This window comes from Streptomyces sp. NPDC047081 (assembly GCF_040643775.1).
In the GTDB taxonomy this organism is placed as follows: Bacteria; Actinomycetota; Actinomycetes; order Streptomycetales; family Streptomycetaceae; genus Streptomyces.
Genome location: NZ_JBEYUY010000042.1, coordinates 15,740 through 31,635 on the forward strand (window position 1 = coordinate 15,740; position 15,896 = coordinate 31,635).

Annotated in this window: 16 protein-coding genes; 6 read left to right on the plus strand and 10 right to left on the minus strand. The window is 67.5% G+C overall.

Annotation, left to right across the window (positions count from 1 at the left end):
• The first annotated feature begins 45 nt into the window (after nt 1-45).
• Nucleotides 46-768: a GntR family transcriptional regulator gene (locus ABZ848_RS44915; protein ID WP_360841525.1), complete on the plus strand. Its 723-nt coding sequence runs from the start codon at nt 46-48 to the stop codon at nt 766-768.
• 247 nt (nt 769-1,015) lie between these two features.
• Here ABZ848_RS44915 and ABZ848_RS44920 read toward each other — a convergent pair whose 3' ends face one another.
• Genes ABZ848_RS44920 through ABZ848_RS44930 form a run of 3 tightly spaced genes read right to left on the minus strand, consistent with a single transcriptional unit; the run spans nt 1,016 to nt 3,239 of the window.
• Nucleotides 1,016-1,831: an enoyl-CoA hydratase-related protein gene (locus tag ABZ848_RS44920; protein WP_360841527.1), complete on the minus strand. Its 816-nt coding sequence runs from the start codon at nt 1,829-1,831 to the stop codon at nt 1,016-1,018.
• Nucleotides 1,828-2,004 carry a hypothetical protein gene (locus ABZ848_RS44925; protein WP_360841529.1) on the minus strand — a complete coding sequence of 59 codons (177 nt, stop codon included), beginning with the start codon at nt 2,002-2,004 and terminating at the stop codon, nt 1,828-1,830. Before ABZ848_RS44925 ends, ABZ848_RS44920 begins: the two co-directional genes overlap by 4 nt.
• The gene (locus ABZ848_RS44930; protein WP_360841530.1) at nt 2,001-3,239 is read right to left on the minus strand and encodes a CaiB/BaiF CoA-transferase family protein; all 1,239 of its coding nucleotides are present in this window, start codon (nt 3,237-3,239) and stop codon (nt 2,001-2,003) included. Before ABZ848_RS44930 ends, ABZ848_RS44925 begins: the two co-directional genes overlap by 4 nt.
• Before the next feature lie 176 nt (nt 3,240-3,415).
• Here ABZ848_RS44930 and ABZ848_RS44935 point away from each other — a divergent pair, with 176 nt between their 5' ends.
• Nucleotides 3,416-4,234 (plus strand): IclR family transcriptional regulator, encoded by an 819-nt coding sequence (locus ABZ848_RS44935; RefSeq protein WP_360841532.1) that lies wholly within the window; start codon nt 3,416-3,418, stop codon nt 4,232-4,234.
• A gap of 31 nt (nt 4,235-4,265) precedes the next feature.
• Here ABZ848_RS44935 and ABZ848_RS44940 read toward each other — a convergent pair whose 3' ends face one another.
• The 4 genes from ABZ848_RS44940 to ABZ848_RS44955 form a co-directional block, all read right to left on the minus strand.
• A complete protein-coding gene (locus ABZ848_RS44940) occupies nt 4,266-5,156 on the minus strand; it encodes an alpha/beta hydrolase (RefSeq protein ID WP_360841533.1) in 891 nt (296 codons plus the stop codon).
• A 56-nt stretch (nt 5,157-5,212) separates the two neighbouring features.
• Entirely contained in the window at nt 5,213-5,500 is a 288-nt protein-coding gene (locus ABZ848_RS44945; RefSeq protein ID WP_360841535.1) for a DUF1330 domain-containing protein, read from the minus strand.
• 265 nt (nt 5,501-5,765) lie between these two features.
• Complete coding sequence (locus ABZ848_RS44950; protein ID WP_360841537.1) at nt 5,766-6,176, minus strand: EthD domain-containing protein; 411 nt, start codon at nt 6,174-6,176, stop codon at nt 5,766-5,768.
• Between the two features lie 57 nt (nt 6,177-6,233).
• A complete protein-coding gene (locus tag ABZ848_RS44955; RefSeq protein ID WP_360841539.1) occupies nt 6,234-7,748 on the minus strand; it encodes a bifunctional 3-(3-hydroxy-phenyl)propionate/3-hydroxycinnamic acid hydroxylase in 1,515 nt (504 codons plus the stop codon).
• 371 nt (nt 7,749-8,119) lie between these two features.
• On the opposite strand from ABZ848_RS44955, the gene ABZ848_RS44960 reads away from it, so the two are divergent.
• The gene (locus ABZ848_RS44960; RefSeq protein ID WP_360841540.1) at nt 8,120-8,863 is read left to right on the plus strand and encodes a short-chain dehydrogenase/reductase; all 744 of its coding nucleotides are present in this window, start codon (nt 8,120-8,122) and stop codon (nt 8,861-8,863) included.
• A gap of 212 nt (nt 8,864-9,075) precedes the next feature.
• Here the strand turns inward: ABZ848_RS44960 and ABZ848_RS44965 are convergent, their stop codons facing one another.
• Nucleotides 9,076-10,005 carry a zinc-binding dehydrogenase gene (locus ABZ848_RS44965; RefSeq protein ID WP_360841541.1) on the minus strand — a complete coding sequence of 310 codons (930 nt, stop codon included), beginning with the start codon at nt 10,003-10,005 and terminating at the stop codon, nt 9,076-9,078.
• 158 nt (nt 10,006-10,163) lie between these two features.
• On the minus strand, nt 10,164-10,868 hold the full coding sequence (locus tag ABZ848_RS44970; RefSeq protein ID WP_360841543.1) for a GntR family transcriptional regulator: 705 nt from the start codon (nt 10,866-10,868) through the stop codon (nt 10,164-10,166).
• A gap of 53 nt (nt 10,869-10,921) precedes the next feature.
• Between ABZ848_RS44970 and ABZ848_RS44975 the strand changes: the two genes are divergently transcribed.
• Together ABZ848_RS44975 and ABZ848_RS44980 are read left to right on the plus strand one after the other, a co-directional pair.
• Nucleotides 10,922-11,887 (plus strand): fumarylacetoacetate hydrolase family protein, encoded by a 966-nt coding sequence (locus tag ABZ848_RS44975; protein WP_360841545.1) that lies wholly within the window; start codon nt 10,922-10,924, stop codon nt 11,885-11,887.
• Nucleotides 11,884-12,804, plus strand: a complete 921-nt coding sequence (locus tag ABZ848_RS44980; protein WP_360841547.1) for a VOC family protein — start codon at nt 11,884-11,886, stop codon at nt 12,802-12,804. Before ABZ848_RS44975 ends, ABZ848_RS44980 begins: the two co-directional genes overlap by 4 nt.
• A gap of 164 nt (nt 12,805-12,968) precedes the next feature.
• Here ABZ848_RS44980 and ABZ848_RS44985 read toward each other — a convergent pair whose 3' ends face one another.
• A complete protein-coding gene (locus ABZ848_RS44985) occupies nt 12,969-13,667 on the minus strand; it encodes a GntR family transcriptional regulator (protein ID WP_360841549.1) in 699 nt (232 codons plus the stop codon).
• Between the two features lie 664 nt (nt 13,668-14,331).
• Between ABZ848_RS44985 and ABZ848_RS44990 the strand changes: the two genes are divergently transcribed.
• A complete protein-coding gene (locus ABZ848_RS44990; protein ID WP_360841551.1) occupies nt 14,332-15,882 on the plus strand; it encodes a bifunctional 3-(3-hydroxy-phenyl)propionate/3-hydroxycinnamic acid hydroxylase in 1,551 nt (516 codons plus the stop codon).
• The last annotated feature ends 14 nt before the right edge of the window (nt 15,883-15,896 follow it).

The window sequence follows — 15,896 nt, forward strand, 5'->3', positions numbered from 1 at the left end:
ATATGCGATTCCTATCTTGGTAGTCGTCTTTGCTAGGCTGACCGCATGACGAAGCGCGGCACAGCGGTGACCCTGAACGAGGACATCTACCGGCGCATTCGCGGGGACATCCTGGCCGGCCGGTACCGCCCGGGAGGCAAGCTCAGCCCCGCCGAGTTGTGCGAGAGGTTCGGGGTCAGCCGTGGGGTCGTCCGCGAAGCGCTGACGAAGCTGGCAGAGCAGAAGCTCGTGTCGGCGCGCGGCGGTCAGGGCTTCAGCGTGGTCACTCTGTCGCCAGAGGAACTCGCCGACCTGACGCTGGTCCGGGTCGACCTGGAGACCAGGGCGCTGCGACTGGCCGTCGAACGGGGCGATCTGTCATGGGAAAGCGAGGTCGTTTCGACTCACCACCGGCTGGCCCGTACGCCCATGCGCGAGGCGAGCGATCCGGAGCGCACCAGCGAGGAATGGGCGTTGGCCCACGCGGCGTTCCACGAGGCCCTGATCAGCGCGTGCCGGGTGCCTCTTCTGCTGGACTTCTGCCACACCCTGCGCGCGGCGACCGAGCTGTACCGGCGCTGGTCGGGACCGGCCGCCGCCAGTCTGGCGGACAAGCGCGACGTCGCCGGAGAGCACCTCGCGATCATGGAAGCCGCGGCGGGTCGGGACGCGGATCTTGCCGCCGAGCTGCTGGGCGAGCACTACCGGCGTACCCAGCAATTGCTGCTCTCGGGCGGCTTCACGCAGCCTGAGCCGCCGACGGACGCACCATCCGCGATTCGGGACTGACACCGAGGGTGGTCCCCTCGGGGCGCGAGTCGGCAGAGGAGGTGGCGCCTTCGTCCGACGGCGTCAGGCTTGGCGGCAGCCGGTGGGGCCGGGCTGAGAGAGGTGTCGATGAGGCCGCCGACGCGGCCGATCTCGTCGAAGGAACGCGGCCCTTTCGTCGGCCGCCTCGGTGAGTCCCGATGGTCAGAGATGCCTCCGCGCGGGTGCCGACAGATGCATCCTGCCGGTTGTGGCTCGCTGGTGGATGTCAGTGTCCGGTGAACCGCGGGCGTCGCTTGTCCAGAAAAGCAAGCGCACCTTCGCGCAGGTCATGCGAGGTGTGACAGCGGTCGACGGCCTGCTCCGCGAGACGACGGGCGGCCTCTGCCACCTCGCCGTCGCCCTCGGACAACCGGCGGACAGCTCGGATGGAAGCCTTGGCGGCGCGGACCGACAGCGGGGCGTTCGCCGCGATGGTCGCGGCGAGCTCGTCGACCTCCTCGCCCAGCTCTTCGGGTGCTACCACCCGGTCCACAAGCCCCAGGGCGTGCGCTTCCGAGGCAGGAAGCCGACGCCCCGTGAACAACACGTCGCTCGCCGCCGACGGCCCTACGGCCTGGATCAGAGCAGCTGTCTGCGCCAGTGGATATCCGACGCCCAGACGAGCTGCGGGAATGGCGAGGACACTTCGGGTGTCGGCGTAGCGGATGTCGGCTCCCAGGGCGAGAGCCATCCCCGCGCCGATGCAGTAGCCGTGGATGCGTGCGATGACGGGCACGGAGACCGCGGACAGCTGGGTGAACAGCGCGCCGGCTGCCCGGTCGGCCGCTTGCCGGGCTGTGGCATCCTGCCGGTCCGGGAACTCGCTGATGTCAGCGCCCGAGACGAAGGCGTCCTCGCCGGCACCGCGCAGAACGACCACCCGTACGGCCGGGTCCTCGTCCAACGTCCGCAAGGCGGCGGCCAGTTCGGTCATCATCGCCACGGACAGAGCGTTGCGCCGGGCGGGATTGCTGATCTCGACGGTGCCGACGGCGTCGCGCACCTCGGTGCGAATGCCTGAGGTCGTGTTCGCCGCGGTCATTTGGCCTCCTCGTCCGCGAAACCGCTCTGCAGAACCCTTCCGTGGAACGCGCCGGTGCCGGCGGGGCCGGTCCGGGCCTGGCCGAGCCGGGCGACGGGTGCGGCGATCCGTCTGGTTCCGTCCCGCTGGAGTACGAATACGAGCGGCGTCCTGAGGGTGCCCTTCTGATTCATTCGCGCGGCTCGGCGCTGCTGGGACCCGGTACGCCGACGACACCGTCCTCGACCAGCGCGGTGATGTGCTCGTCGTCGTAGCCCAGTTCGGCCAGAGCGGCAAAGGTGTCCGCACCCAACTCCGGCGCGTGACCTCGGGCGCGGGGCGCGCCGTCCGCCACGATGGGAGTGTTCACGATCGTCGGCTCCCCGTGCCGCTCCTCGTCATGGACGAAGAGTCCGCGGGCGGCGAACTGCTCGTCGGTGAGGATGTCGCCGATGCGGTTGACCGGGCCGCAGGGAACTCCGGCCGCACGGAGGGCCGCCATCCAGTGGGCCCGCGGGGCGGTGGTGAAACGGGCCTGGATGATCTCTGCGAGAGGCTCGCGGTGAAGGAAGCGCTCGTACTCGGTGGCGAAGCGGGAATCACCGCTCAGATCGATCTCCAGGACCGCGCAGAGCGCGTCCCAAGCCCGGTCGACCGCACCGAGGACGAGAACGTCCCCTTCCTGGCAGGTGAACGCCTCATAGGGAGCCGCCAGACGGTGAGCCGTGCCCAGCGGGGCCGGGTCGACTCCGGTCGCCACGTAGTCGGCGACCTCCCACAGCGACCAGGCGGCCACCGAGTCCGTGAGGGCGACGTCGATGTACGCTCCGCCGAATCCGGCACGCGCCCGCAACAGGGCGGCCAGGACTCCGATGGCGCCCCACATGCCGGTGCCGATGTCGGAGACGGGAAACCCGGCCTTGGCCAGTTGCCCGTCGGTCGACCCCGTGACCGACATGAGCCCGCTGTACGCCTGCGCGATCAGGTCGATGCCCTTGGAGTCACTCATCGGTCCGAACTGCCCGAAACCCGAGATCGAGCAGTAGACAAGGTCGGGACAGTCCGGACGCAGGTCCTCATAGCCCAGACCGAGCCGGCCCATGGCGCCGACACTGAAGTTCTCCACCAGGACATCGCTGCGCCGGGCCAGTGAGCGCACGATGTCGGCACCGGCGGGCGACTTCAGGTCGACGGCGAGGCTCTTCTTGTCCCGGTGGATCAGATCGAACGGCAGCGACCTGCGCTCCGCACCCATCCGCCGGGCCCTCATACGGTCGCCCAGGACCGGCTCGATCTTGAGTACGTCCGCTCCGAGGTCGGACAGGATCGTCGTGCAGTAGGGGCCGGCGAGAGCGCCTGTCACGTCGAGGACGCGGACTCCCTGCAGGAAGGCCGGGGAGGACCCGACGGCCTCCGGTGTAGTTGTCATTGGACTCTCCTTGGTCCACTGGATGAACCGATGGACTACTCACAGGACCATTGTCAAATTAGGGAGGGATTCGGGTGGCGTCAAGCGCCAGCCTGCTACTCAGTCGTGGAGCGGCTTTTGACGGGCGGCTGTGGAACTGTGAGCGGTCCCGCCTCGAGGCTTGTATGGTCCGTATCGTGAACCGGGCGATCGCAAAGCGGATCAACCTTTGGAGGGACGCAGTGAGTGAGCCGTCGGAAGGGCGGTCGGGCATGCAGTCGGTGCTCAGAGCGCTGGATGTGCTGGAGGCGGTCGCCAGGTCGCAACCTGCGGGAATCAGCGCGCTCGCGAGGTCGCTGGAGATTCCCAAGGCCACGGTGCACCGGATCCTGCGCACGCTGGGCGGAGCCGGCTGGGTGGCGCCGCAGGGCGCGCCGGGTGAGCAGCGCTGGGTGCTGACGGCCCGGGCGCTCGCGGTGGGCGCGAGCGTGATGAACCAGGAGGACCTGCGGGAGTGCGCACGCCCGGTGATGGTGGAGCTTGGGCAGAAGACCGACGAAAACATCCATCTGTCCGTGCCGGACGGTGACGCGCTCGTTCTGATCGACAAGGTCGCGTCGATGCGTCCGGTGCAGACCGTCGCGCATGTGGGGGAGCGGGTTCCGATGGTGCTGACCGCGTCGGGATGGGCGTTCCTTTCGCGTCTTCCCGAGGCGGAGCGAGCCGCGCGGGTGCCTGATTTCGTCGCGCTCGCCAATGGCGCGCATCTCACGCGGGACGAGGTTCTGTCCGAACTGATCGGTGTCGCGGCGCGTGGCTACGACATCAATCCCGGACGTTGGCGGGCGGACGTGTCCGCGATCGGCGGGGCGGTCCGCGACAGGCAGGGGCGGCCGGTGGCCTCTCTTTCGATCTCGATGCCCGGCTACCGTCTCACCGACGAGCTTCGGGAACCGTACGGGAAGCTAGTGGTCGACGCGACGGAACGGATCTCGGCCGGGCTCGCACGCCACTGATGGCCGGTCGCCTCAGCAACCAATGCCGTCCCTAATTGGCGTGCTCGCCTACGAAAATTGGACGGTCCGGATTGGCACGAGGATCCCGGCGCCGCCATGTCCCGCGTTCGACAGCACTCAAGAACTCGGCAATGCGAGAATTGTACTGATCCGGTTCTTCGAGATTCATGGCGTGGCCGGTTTGGGGATGAATCCACAGTCCCGCCTGCGGCAGCGTGCGCTTCAAGAACAGGTTGACTTCGATGACCGCGTCGTCTTCGTCGCCGACGGCCAGCAGTATCGGGACGTCGAGTTCTTTGAGTTGCTCCTCGTAGTCGTAGAGCGATGGCCGGAGGGCCTGGTAGTTCTTGAGAGTCAGCGCAGATCCCAAAGTCGAGTGTTCGGACAGGCAGCGCCGGAACTCTTCCCAACCGCGAGGGTCCTTGTTCAGCAGCTGGACTCGTGTGGCACCCATGGCAAGTCCCCGAGCTCCGGACTCCATACCCTCTTGGAGCAAACGATCCGCCCCCTCGTCCGTCTCGCACCTGAACTTTTCGCGATCTTTCTGCTGGGACCCCGAACCGCCGCTGGAGAAGACGAGCGAGAGTGTTCTGGCCGGGTATTTCATCGCGAACTGGATACCGGCATATGCGCCCATGCTCAGGCCGACGATATGTGCGCGCTCGATCCCGAGTGCGCACATGACGTTTCGAAGGTCTTCGCGGTAATGTTCGTACGCGTAGGCGTCCTTGTTCTCGGGTACGTCGGACGGGGGGTAGCCGCGGGCGTTGTAGGTGATACATCGGTAGTCCCTGCTGAACCGGCGTATCTGCGCCTCCCACGTTCGGTAGTCGGCGGCGAACTCGTGCACCCATATAATTGCCTGGCCTGAACCCGTGTCCTCGTAGTAGAGGTTCACGCCATTACTGTCGATATAGGGCATGGTTGCTCCTCCTGTTCGGCACCTACCAACCGATGTTGAGCCGACGACCGGGCAGGCTACTCGACGCCCTGAATCGCAACCATTCGTACGTTCGCCGCTCCCTCACGAAGCGTCTTGGCCCCTTGGTACACCTCCGACTCGTACCAGCGCTTGGCCGCGTCGAGGTCCTCGAACGCGAGGACCGCGAGGCGCGGCGGATGCCAGTCGCCCTCAAGGACGGTGAACGCGCCGCCGGCGACAAGGCGGCCGCCGCCCGCTGCGAGGGCTGCGGGCAGGGCGGCCCTGTACTTCTCGTACTGCTCCGGGTCAGTGATGTCTATCTCGACGACGAGGTATGCGGACATGGTCGGATCCTCTGTACTAGCCGGGTGGACTTGTGGCGTTCCTGTCGAGACCTCGGCGCCGGTTCGGCGTGGCCGCGGCCCCGGTGGCAGATGGGCGCGTCAGACGCTTCCCTCGCCACCGGAGGCATTCCTGGCTTCAGGCACCGGGGCAGACTGTCCTTGACATCCGGCACCGCGCCGATCGACCACCGCGATCCGATGAGACGAAGGGACGACGGCCGTGCCCGTGCCGCGTGTCTCGTGGGCGGGGTGAGCCTTCTTGACGTCAGTCGCCCTGGTAGCCGAAGAGGAGCTTCCTGTCGCCGATCACGAGCTTCTCGTCTCCGAAGAGCAGGACGGACCGGTCGTAGTTGGAGAACTTCGGCTCGTCCTCCATGATCTCCGCCATCGCCGCCTTGCCCTCCTCGCTCCCCACGTGGGCGAAGAAGTCCTCCTCGCTGTCCCACCAGGACATGGCGAGGCCGTCCCATTCCCCACCGAAGTTGGCCTCGCCGTCGCGCGGGCCGTTGATGGCGTCGACCACGCTCTGGTAGCCGGAGTGCAGTTGGACGTAGCGCCGCAGACCGATCGCGTCGGCGTGACCCTTGACGAGGGGGCCGTGCACGTTCTGCCAGTGGTCGATGAACTGCTCGTGGGTCAGGTGGGGCTGTCGGCTGAGGAGGTGCACCATCATCATCGCGTTTCTCCTTGCTCTGCGTTCTTGGGCTGACTGCACGGGTGGCGACCGGTGGGCTCAGTGAGCCCCGGCGGTCTGGGTGACGTTGGAGTGGAGGGTGCGCAACTGTGTGGCAAGTGCCGCGAGGTCCTCGCTGTTGGCCGCGGTGCCGAAGAGAAGGCGGTCGGGTCGGACCACCACGACGCGGGCGTCGAGCCGGGACAGCCACTCGGCGACCTGTGGGTCCTCGCCGCTGACGATCGCCGGGTCGAGGCTGGACCACAGGTCGTGGTCGGCGGCGACCGCCTGCTCGATGAGCTCGGGGTCCCCGACCAGGGCGAAACGGTATCCGATCACGTCGTCGAGCCGTCGTCCGTCGGCCAGGACAGGCTGTTCGGCCAGATGTCCGGCCGGGTAAGGCGCTTCGCCGTGGACGCCGGGACCGACCCGCGGGTGGGGGTGCCGGAAAACCGAGTCCAGTGCCAGGGTGGCGCGGTAGGTGTCGGGATCGTCGGCGATCTTGGAGGTCGCCACAGCGAGCGCGTTCGAGAGCACGGTGAAGGCGTACACGTGCGGGCGGCGCTCGGTCTCGTAGGTGTCGAGGAGGGACTCGGACCACTGGCCGTTGACGACCCCGCCGAGCTTCCAGCCGAGGTTGATGGCGTCCCGGAACCCCGAGTTCAGGCCTTCACCGAGGTCCGGCGGCATCACGTGCGCGGCATCGCCGGCGATCATCACGCGACCGTCGCGCCACCCGTTGGCGACGCGCGTGTGGAACTCGTAGACCACGACACGCACCAGGTCGGCCTGCCCCTCGTGGAGCCACGGCCGCAGCAGCTCCCAGACCTTGGCCTCACTGGTCAGTTCCTCGACCGTGTCACCGGGCATGACGCGGAACTCGAACAGGCAGAGGCCGGCCGGCAGGTTGGGGACGAAGGTGACGGCCCGTTCGGGGTGAGCCCACTGGAAGAGCCGCTCGGGGAGCTTGACCGAGTCATCCGTCAGGCGCAGGTGGACCAGCAGCCATGCTTCGTCTCCGCCCAGGTCCTCCTGCTCTGATCCGATGGCGCTGCGGACGAACGAGCGGGAACCGTCGCAGCCCACGACCCAGTCAGCCCGCACAGTGTCCTTGCCGCCCGTCTTGACGTCGGCGACCGTGAGGCTGACGCCCGTCGCGTCCTGGTCGAGGCCGGTGACCCGGCATCCCGTGCGAGTGCGCACGCCCTGGACACCGTTCTCTCGACGTACCGCGGTCTCCAGAAGCGGCTGGAGGAACGTGTAGTGGTTGGGCCACACCTGGCGGGTGTCTCCGATGTCGGGCTCACGCTTGACGACGAGGTTCCAGTCCTTGTCGAAGATGTCGTACCAGAGGGTCACCTCTTTCATGTCGGCGGCGAGTTCGTCGGCCACTCCGACAATCTGCATGAGGCGCATCGACTCCGGTACCAGCCCGCCGGCCCGGGGCAGCGGATAGATGTCGGGATGCTCCTCGATGACCAGCACGTCGATGCCCTGCCGAGCCAGGAGGTTTGCCAACGCGCCTCCGACCGGTCCGTATCCCACGACTGCGACCGTGCATGCATCCATCGCCATCCCCTTGCTTCGTTGCCTGGGAGTGTCACGTGCCTGGGGCTGCGGTCCACCAGACGTAGTCCGTCATCCAAATGTCACTCCCGCGAAATGTCAACAGATCTTCGAAAATTGACATGAAGTTCAATCATGGCCATGATGTTCGATGATCAGGAGTGCTGTGGGGTCGTCGGCTCGGTCTGCCCCCCCGGATCCGAGGTCGGCGACGCGGATAGGGCCGGATCGTGAAGCTCGCAGCCAGCTGTCTGGCCCTCGACGGGTGGGGGTGTGGCGCTGTGTGCGCTGGGCTGAAGCACGCACCGTCGTTCGAGGGGAACTCCCCCTCGCGTGGGCCGAATGCCTGTTGTAGGCGAATTGTCGAATGAGGGAGTCGAGTGGAACTCGGGCTAACCGGACGTCTGGCCATTGTGACCGGCGCGTCCAAGGGAATCGGGGCCGCGACGGCCCGGCTGCTTGCGACCGAAGGTTGCGACACGGTGCTCGTCGCACGATCAGAGGCCCAATTGAAGCGGACGGCTGACCGCATAGCAGCTGAGACGGGCCGGGCCGTGACCCCGTGGCCCGCCGACCTCTCGAAGCCGGAGGAGGCGGTCCGAGTGGCGCGGAAGTGGAGTCATGCCGACATTCTGGTCAACAACGCCGGCGCCATCCCGGGTGGGCGACTGGAGGACGTCGACGACCCAACCTGGCGCGCTGCCTGGGACCTCAAGGTCTTCGGCTACATCAACATGACTCGCCACATGTTCGCCGCCATGAGCGCACGAGGAGACGGCGTCATCGTCAACGTCCTCGGCGCCGCCGCCCAGACCCGCGACCCCACCTACATCTGCGGCGTCACCGGCAACGCCGCACTCACCGCTTTCACCATGTCGCTGGGGAGCGACAGCCACCGGCATGGCGTCAGGGTCGTCGGAGTGAGCCCCGGGCCGGTCGCGACGGAGAGGCTGACCGAACTCGGCGGGTCCGTACAGACCAGTGCGGCCCGGCCTTTCGGCCGGGCCGCAGATCCGGTCGAAATCGCTTCGGCGGTCGTGTTCTTCGGCTCGCCGGCCTCCGGCTATACGTCGGGAACCGTCCTGATGGTCGACGGCGGCCTCTCCGCACGAGCGGCCCTGTAGGGCCTTTGGCCCAGGCTGCCGTTATCGACTACATCGCCGCGGGGCGCATTTGCCGCTCGTCACCACGCACGGGATGAACTGGACGCTGCCGACGTCTGGCCGACGGGATCGACACCGCGGGTACAACTGCGATGCCGCCGACGGACCTTCGGCCCCGATGCCGCACGCATTGGCACGGTGGCCGGGGAGGCGGCCGACGACGCGCCGTCATCTCACGAAATCTCGACGACCAGCTTTCCGAAAGCCTTGCCGGCGACCATCCGCTCGGCCGCTTCGGTGATGTCGTCCAGTGGGCGGACGCTGTCGATGAGCGGCCGAACCCCCGTGGTCGCGAGCATGTTGGCCAGCAGACCCAGTTGTTCGGGGCTGCCCATGAAAGTGCCCAGCACGTCGACATCGCGCAGGAACAGATGGGGTAGCTCGGCTGAGGGGTCGAAGCCTGTGGTCGCTCCAGCCACGACTATCCGGCCACCAGGGCGCACCGAGCGCAGCGAGTGTGCCCACGTCGCCGCACCGACCGTCTCCAGGACGGCGTCCACCCGATCGCTGAGTTGTTGCCCCGTCACGATCGCGTGATGTGCGCCGAGTTCGCGCGCTCGCCGTAGCCGCTCTTCGTCACGGCTGGTCACCGTCACCTCAAGGCCGGCCGCTGTGGCGAGGAGGACGGCTGCCGTGGAGACGCCGCCGCCCGCACCCTGGATGAGTACATGTTCACCGGGGATCAATCGTGCTTTCCCGAAGAGCATGTTGAACGCGGTGAGATACGAGGTCGGCAGGCACGCGGCCTCGGCGAAGCTCAGCTCCGCCGGTTTGGGGATCAGGTTTTCGGCTGGGGCGAACACCCGATCGGCAAGCGTGCCTGGGGCGCGTTCCGAGAGAAGGAGGCCTGGAGCTACGACGGCGTGCACGATCACTTCCTGCCCATCGTCCGTCACGCCGGCCGCGTCGGTCCCGAGTACCAATGGCGGATCCACGCGGTGGCCACTCAAGCCCCGAAGTGTCCATATGTCGTGGTGGTTGAAGGACGCGGCTCTGACGTGCACCCTTGCCCAACCGGGCGTTGGCGGCGTTTCCAGATCGCGGACTTCCAGCCCCGCGAGCGGGTTGTCGACGTCGAACCGGGTGGCGACGGCGGCGCGCATGCGCTGCTCCTCTCGACTACGGCGTACTGAAGGGATTGGAGCCGTCCCCCGCTTTCGAACGCGGCCTTGATGAGCGGCGTCTCGTAGTTGTCGGCCGACAGCGGCGGCGGACACTCCGGACTTCTGGCAGGGCGAGGTGAAAAGTCCCTGTCACCCGACTAGCCAGCAGCGAAGTCACCCAAGAGGATCCTCGCGGTGCTCTCGTAGTGAAACGTCAGCGCTTCGGCCGCGGCGTCGCCGTCGCGGTCGATCACCGCGTTCAGAAGCCGACGGTGCTCGGCGGCGACATCGCGCTTCGGCTCCCGCGCACCGGACCAACGTCGGTACAGCTCGGCGCAGTCGCGCAGATTTGCCGCGATGCTGATCAGCCACTCGCTGCCGCACCCTGCCACGAGGGCACGGTGGAACTCCCCGTGCGCCAGCTCCCACTCGTCACGGATGCGCTGAGGCGAGTCCTCGGAGAACATCGGCGTACGGTCGAGCTTGTGATGCGCGGCCAGGACCGTCGACTCCCAGGAAATGTCGCCGGTGGCCACCGCGCGCCGCAGGGCCAGGGACTCGATCTCGATGCGCGTCCAGGTCAGGTCTTTGAGGCTCGGCGCGGACAAGTCGGTGACTCGGAAGCCCACACGGGGCTCGCTCAAGACCAGACGTTGTTCGGCCAGCCGCGCGAGCGCTTCACGCAGCACGCTGACACTCGCGCCGTAGCGCTCGCTGAGTGACGCGAACTTCAGCCTGGACCCTGGCTCGTAGATGCCCCCCAGGATGTCGGCACGCAAGCTGTCGAAGACGGAGTCGGCATTGGAGCGTGTTCGCGAGCCGTTGGGTGCGGACTCATCGGTGGGTGTCGTACCTCTGGCCATGTGGCGATCCTAGGGGATAGTGAACAGCACTTCCAGATGTTCGAATGTTACTTGTGATTGCGAATATCGTGTGGTTGAGTGACAGAAACCATACGCTCGTCATCAGGGATCCCCATATGAAACTGGCAAACCTTGAAGGCCGAGCTGTCCTCATCGCTTCCGACGGGACAGCCCACGACATCCACGAACTCAGCGGCGCTCGGTTCGGCCCGGATCCCGCGAGCCTCTTCCCGCTCTGGGACGAGGTGTCCCAGTGGGCGGCACAGTTGGACGAACTGGCCGACGGCATCGTCGTGGACGACGCGAAGCTCGGCCCCCCGTCGCCGTTGCCTCGCCAGATCATCGCGTTCGGTCTGAACTACGCCGACCATGCCCAGGAGTCGGGCTTCGAAGCGCCGGCGGGCTTGCCACCCGTCTTCCCCAAGTTCGTGTCGAGCCTGTCGGGGCCGGTGACGACCGTCGCACTGCCGGAAGACGGCAGGATCGACTGGGAGGTCGAACTCGTCGTCGTCATCGGGCGTCCCATCGACGGCCCCATCTCAGAGCGTGACGCGTGGGATCACGTTGCCGGCGTCATGGCGGGCCAGGACATCTCGGATCGGGCCACCCAGTTCAGCACGCCGGCGCCGCAGTTCGGACTCGGCAAGTCCTTCCCCGGGTTCGCGCCGACCGGTCCGTGGATCGTCACTCCTGACGAGCTGCCCGACCGCGAAGACGTGGAGCTTGGCTGCACGTTGGACGGTACGCAGATGCAGACGGGCAGCACCAAGCAACTCCTCGTGCCGATTCCCCGCCTGCTTGCCGGCCTGTCCGGGATCATCTCCCTCTACCCGGGCGACCTGGTGTTCACCGGCACCCCCGAGGGAGTCGGGGTGGGCCGCGAGCCCCAGTTGTTCATCCAGCCGGGCCAGGAGCTCGTCACCTCGGTGGCCGGTGTCGGAGAGCTGCGGCAGCGGTTCGTCCGGCCCGAGAGCGGCCACGAGTCGGCACGCCGTGCACTGACGGCGGTGGCGTCATGAGTCTGCACGGCCTCACTCACGTGACCATCGCCGTCCCCAACCCGGACGAGACGGCTGACTACTACGACGACTTCGGCCTCACCCAGGGGCGGGGTCTGCGATTCTCCACAAGCGAGGGGGGCGAACAACTGCGCATCACGTCGGGTCCTCGCCGACGCCTGGAAGAACTGGGTGTCGGAGCCGACGATGCGGACGACGTCGCCCGGATCGCTTCGTCATTGACGGCGCTGGGATACCACCTCGACGTGTCGACCATCGACAGCCTTGCCGCCACCGACCCGGCGACAGGTATCCGCGTCCGGGTCGCGGTCGCACCACGCATCCAGCAGGAACGCGTCCCTGCGACGCCGTACAACGGTCCCGGGCGTGTGGAGCGGCTCGGCCGCGCACCCGGCGTCCTGCGAGGCGACCGGGTTCGTCCCCGCAGGCTCGGTCACGCGGTTTCCGGAACCCCGGACCTGCAAGGCACCATGCGCTTCTTCGTCGAGGGCCTGGGGTTCCAGGTCTCCGACTACATCGGTGACAAGGGTGCGTTCCTGCGCTGCAGCACCGATCACCACAACTTCCTCGCCCTCGCCGCGCCCATCAGCTACCTGCATCACACGAGCTGGCAGGTCAGCGACGTCGACGATGTCGGCCGCGGCGCCTACGCCATGCTGGAGAACAACCCGGAACGCCACGTCTGGGGTCTCGGACGGCACCACGCCGGCTCCAACTTCTTCTGGTACCTGAAGGATCCGGCAGGCAACTTCTCGGAGTACTTCGCGGACATGGACCACATCCCGGAGGACGAGCTCTGGACGCCCGAGTCCCTCGAAGGCGCCAAGGGGCTCTTCAACTGGGGACCGCCTCCGCCGCCGTCCTTCCTGGCTCCGGACGACCTCGCAGGCCTGATGACCGGTGCCCACTCGGCCTGAGCCACCCACCGGCGGAGGGACCCACGGCGCGCATCGACCCACCCCTGTCGTTCATCCGCACGGTGGTGACGGCGTGGCGGTAGCGAAAACTCCCACGAAGGTGTTGACCGGGAGCCCAGCCGCGCTGGGCCCGGCCCACCCGTGGGCGATCCGACCGGAGGGCCTTAACCCGGGTGCTCGGCCTGTGCGGCACGGTCGAGGAGGACCACGCTGGTGTGCTCGATGTGGGCCGTGAGCACCGCGACGGCGGCGTCCGCGTCCCGGGCGAGCACGGCCTGCATCAGGGCGCGATGCTCGCCGGCGATGTCCCGGTCCTCGTCGTGGCCCAACGGCCGTGACCACTGCCGATAGAGCTCGGCCGAGTCGCGGAGACCATTGGCGATCGCCCGCAGTCGGCGGTTCGTGCACCCTTCGAGCACGGTCGCGTGAAACTGCGCGTGTGCTCGGGTCCAGTCGTCGGAGAACCGAGCCGGGTCGGTGGCGTCGACCTGGGGGGTTCGCGTGAGGGCGTGATGGCGGGCGATCACCTGCGACTCCCAGCCGAGATCTCCCTGGATGACGGCCTGCCGCAGGACGAGCCCCTCGATCTCGACCCTCGCCGCGGTCAGGTCCGCCAGGTCCTCGGCCGACAGGGGCATGACCCGATAGCCCTGTTGCGGTTCGACCAGCACCAGCCCCTGCTCGGCCAGTCGGGAAAGTGCCTCGCGCAACACTCCCGTGCTCGCACCGTACCGGGCACACAGATCAGCGAATGGCATCCGGGCCCCTGGCGTCAGGCGGCCGGCCAGGATGTCTCCTCGTACGGCCGTGAACACTGCTTCGCCTCTGGTCGTCGGCGCATTCTTCTGCATGTCGAACACCATACTCAAGAGCGAAGATAGCGTCGAGTTTCGAAAATACTCTTGCTTATCTGACGAGCCAGGTGGAATGTTGAGGTGGTCTTCGGCTCCCGGAGCCGCTGCGCGAGGAAGTTCGCCGTCTGGGACGTCGGCGCTCCTACCGCACTCCAGCTGATCGCCGTGGGGTCGGGCCGACACGTCACCTCGTCTTCATCCCACTCCGACAGCCCGACCACTCGCGTCCCCCATGGATCAAGGAGGATCCAGTGGCACTGCACCGCGTCACGAAGCGCGTTGTCGGCGTGCCCCACGTATCCGGGGGACGGGGGCTGGTCGAGGTCCTCCCCTCCTCGGCCGGCCCCGCCGGGATCCGCCTAATGCGGGGGTGGCAGGCTCGGACGCGCGGTCTCCGCCCACTTCACGTGCGCTGCCCCGGCGCTGGTGGGCTCTTGCCACCGCACAGATCTCTCAGGCGACTTCGCCGGACAAGACTGCGACATCGGCGACCGGATGTGGATCCTCGAGGACTTCGACCACACCGCCCGGATCTACCGGTGGCACCGGCCCCTCTCCCGTCCGTCCTGCTCCACCGAGAACCTCGGCGCACCGACGGCGGCTTCACACAACGAAGGCCCGCGCGTCACCGGCCGAAGCCCTGAAGCGGCGAGCGAAAGGAAGATCAACAGCAATGACCTCACATACGAGCACAGTGGCGATCGTCGGCTATGGCCCGGTCGGAGCCGCCATCGCCAACGTCCTGGCACGCCGCGGGATCGACGTCGCGGTCATCGAGGAGCACGAAAACGTGTACCCGACGCCGCGCGCGGGGGGTCTCGTGCCCGAGTCGATGCGGCTGCTGCAGATCATGCGGCTCGCGGACGAACTGGTCACGGACATGCTCCCGTTCACGTTCTGGTACGACATCGTCGACAAGGACGGGAACCTCGTCCTGTCGCGCCAACCCGATGTCCCGGAGACCCACCAGGCATGGGGGCCCAACTACTCGATTCTGCAACCGCTCGTCGAGACGGCGATCCGGCGGGAGAACACGGCCCTCGGTGTGTCGGAGTTCCTCGGGCAACGAATGACCTCGCTCCGCCAGGACGCCGCGGGCGTCGACCTCGTACTGACGAGTGCGGACGGATCCGGGACGACCACGACGTTGCACGCCGACTGGGTGATCGGGGCGGACGGTTCGCGCTCCGCGGTCCGTCAGGCCATCGACTGCACTGTCGAGGACCACGGTGGCGACGAGAGCTGGCTGCTGGTCCATCTGCGGGTCACCGACGACTCCGTGTCGTTGCCCGAACGGCTCACCCAGTACGCCAACCCCGAGCGGCCGGTCAGCTACATCACCCCGCTTCCGACCAACATCAAGCTCTTCGAGTTCCGGGTCATGCCCGGCGACGATCCCGAGGAGCTCACCTCGCACGCCAAGGTCTGGGAGCTGTTGAGCCCCTGGCTGAAGGAGGGACAGGCCGAGCTGATACGGGTCGTCGTCTACACCTTCCACTCGCGCACCGCCACCGGATGGCGGGACGGCCGGGTGCTGTTGGCCGGCGACGCGGCCCACCTCATGACGCCCGATCTGGGCGAGGGGCTGAACTCCGGCTGGCGAGACGCCGCGAACCTGTGCTGGAAGCTCGCGGGCGTGGTCGACGGCGTGCTCACCGAGGAGGTCCTCGACACCTACGAGACCGAACGCCGGCCGCATGTGCGTGCGTTCACGCTGATGGCGCTCGCGCTCGCCAAGGCCACCACCACCATCGCGGAGGATCCCGACGGCTACCGGGCGACACTGACGCTCGACAGCGTCTTCACCCATCCGCGGCCGCTGGTCGGACCGGGCCTGCACGGTGAGGCCGACCTGCCCGCGGGCCTTGTCGCCGAGCAGCCGGTCCTGGCCGACGGGAGCCGTCTCGACGACGTGATCGGCTACCGGTTCGCGATCGTGGGTGACCTCGCGCTCCTGACCGAAGGCGTCCGCCGCGACCCGAAAGTGTGGGGAGCCCTCGACACGCAGTTCGTCCCCGACGACGATCCCGCGGTCCGCGCCTGGTTGGACCGACTGGGCACGCGTGCGGTCGTCGTGCGGCCGGACCGGCTGATCCTCGGCGTCGCCGAGAGCGCGGAGGACATCGCCGGAATCGCCGAAAAGCTGCGGCGGTTCGTCTCCGCCGACGCGCTCGGTTCCGCGCCGTCGGCCGACGGGCCGGCACCGCAACTCGAACGCTCCTAGTACCCGCAAGCCAC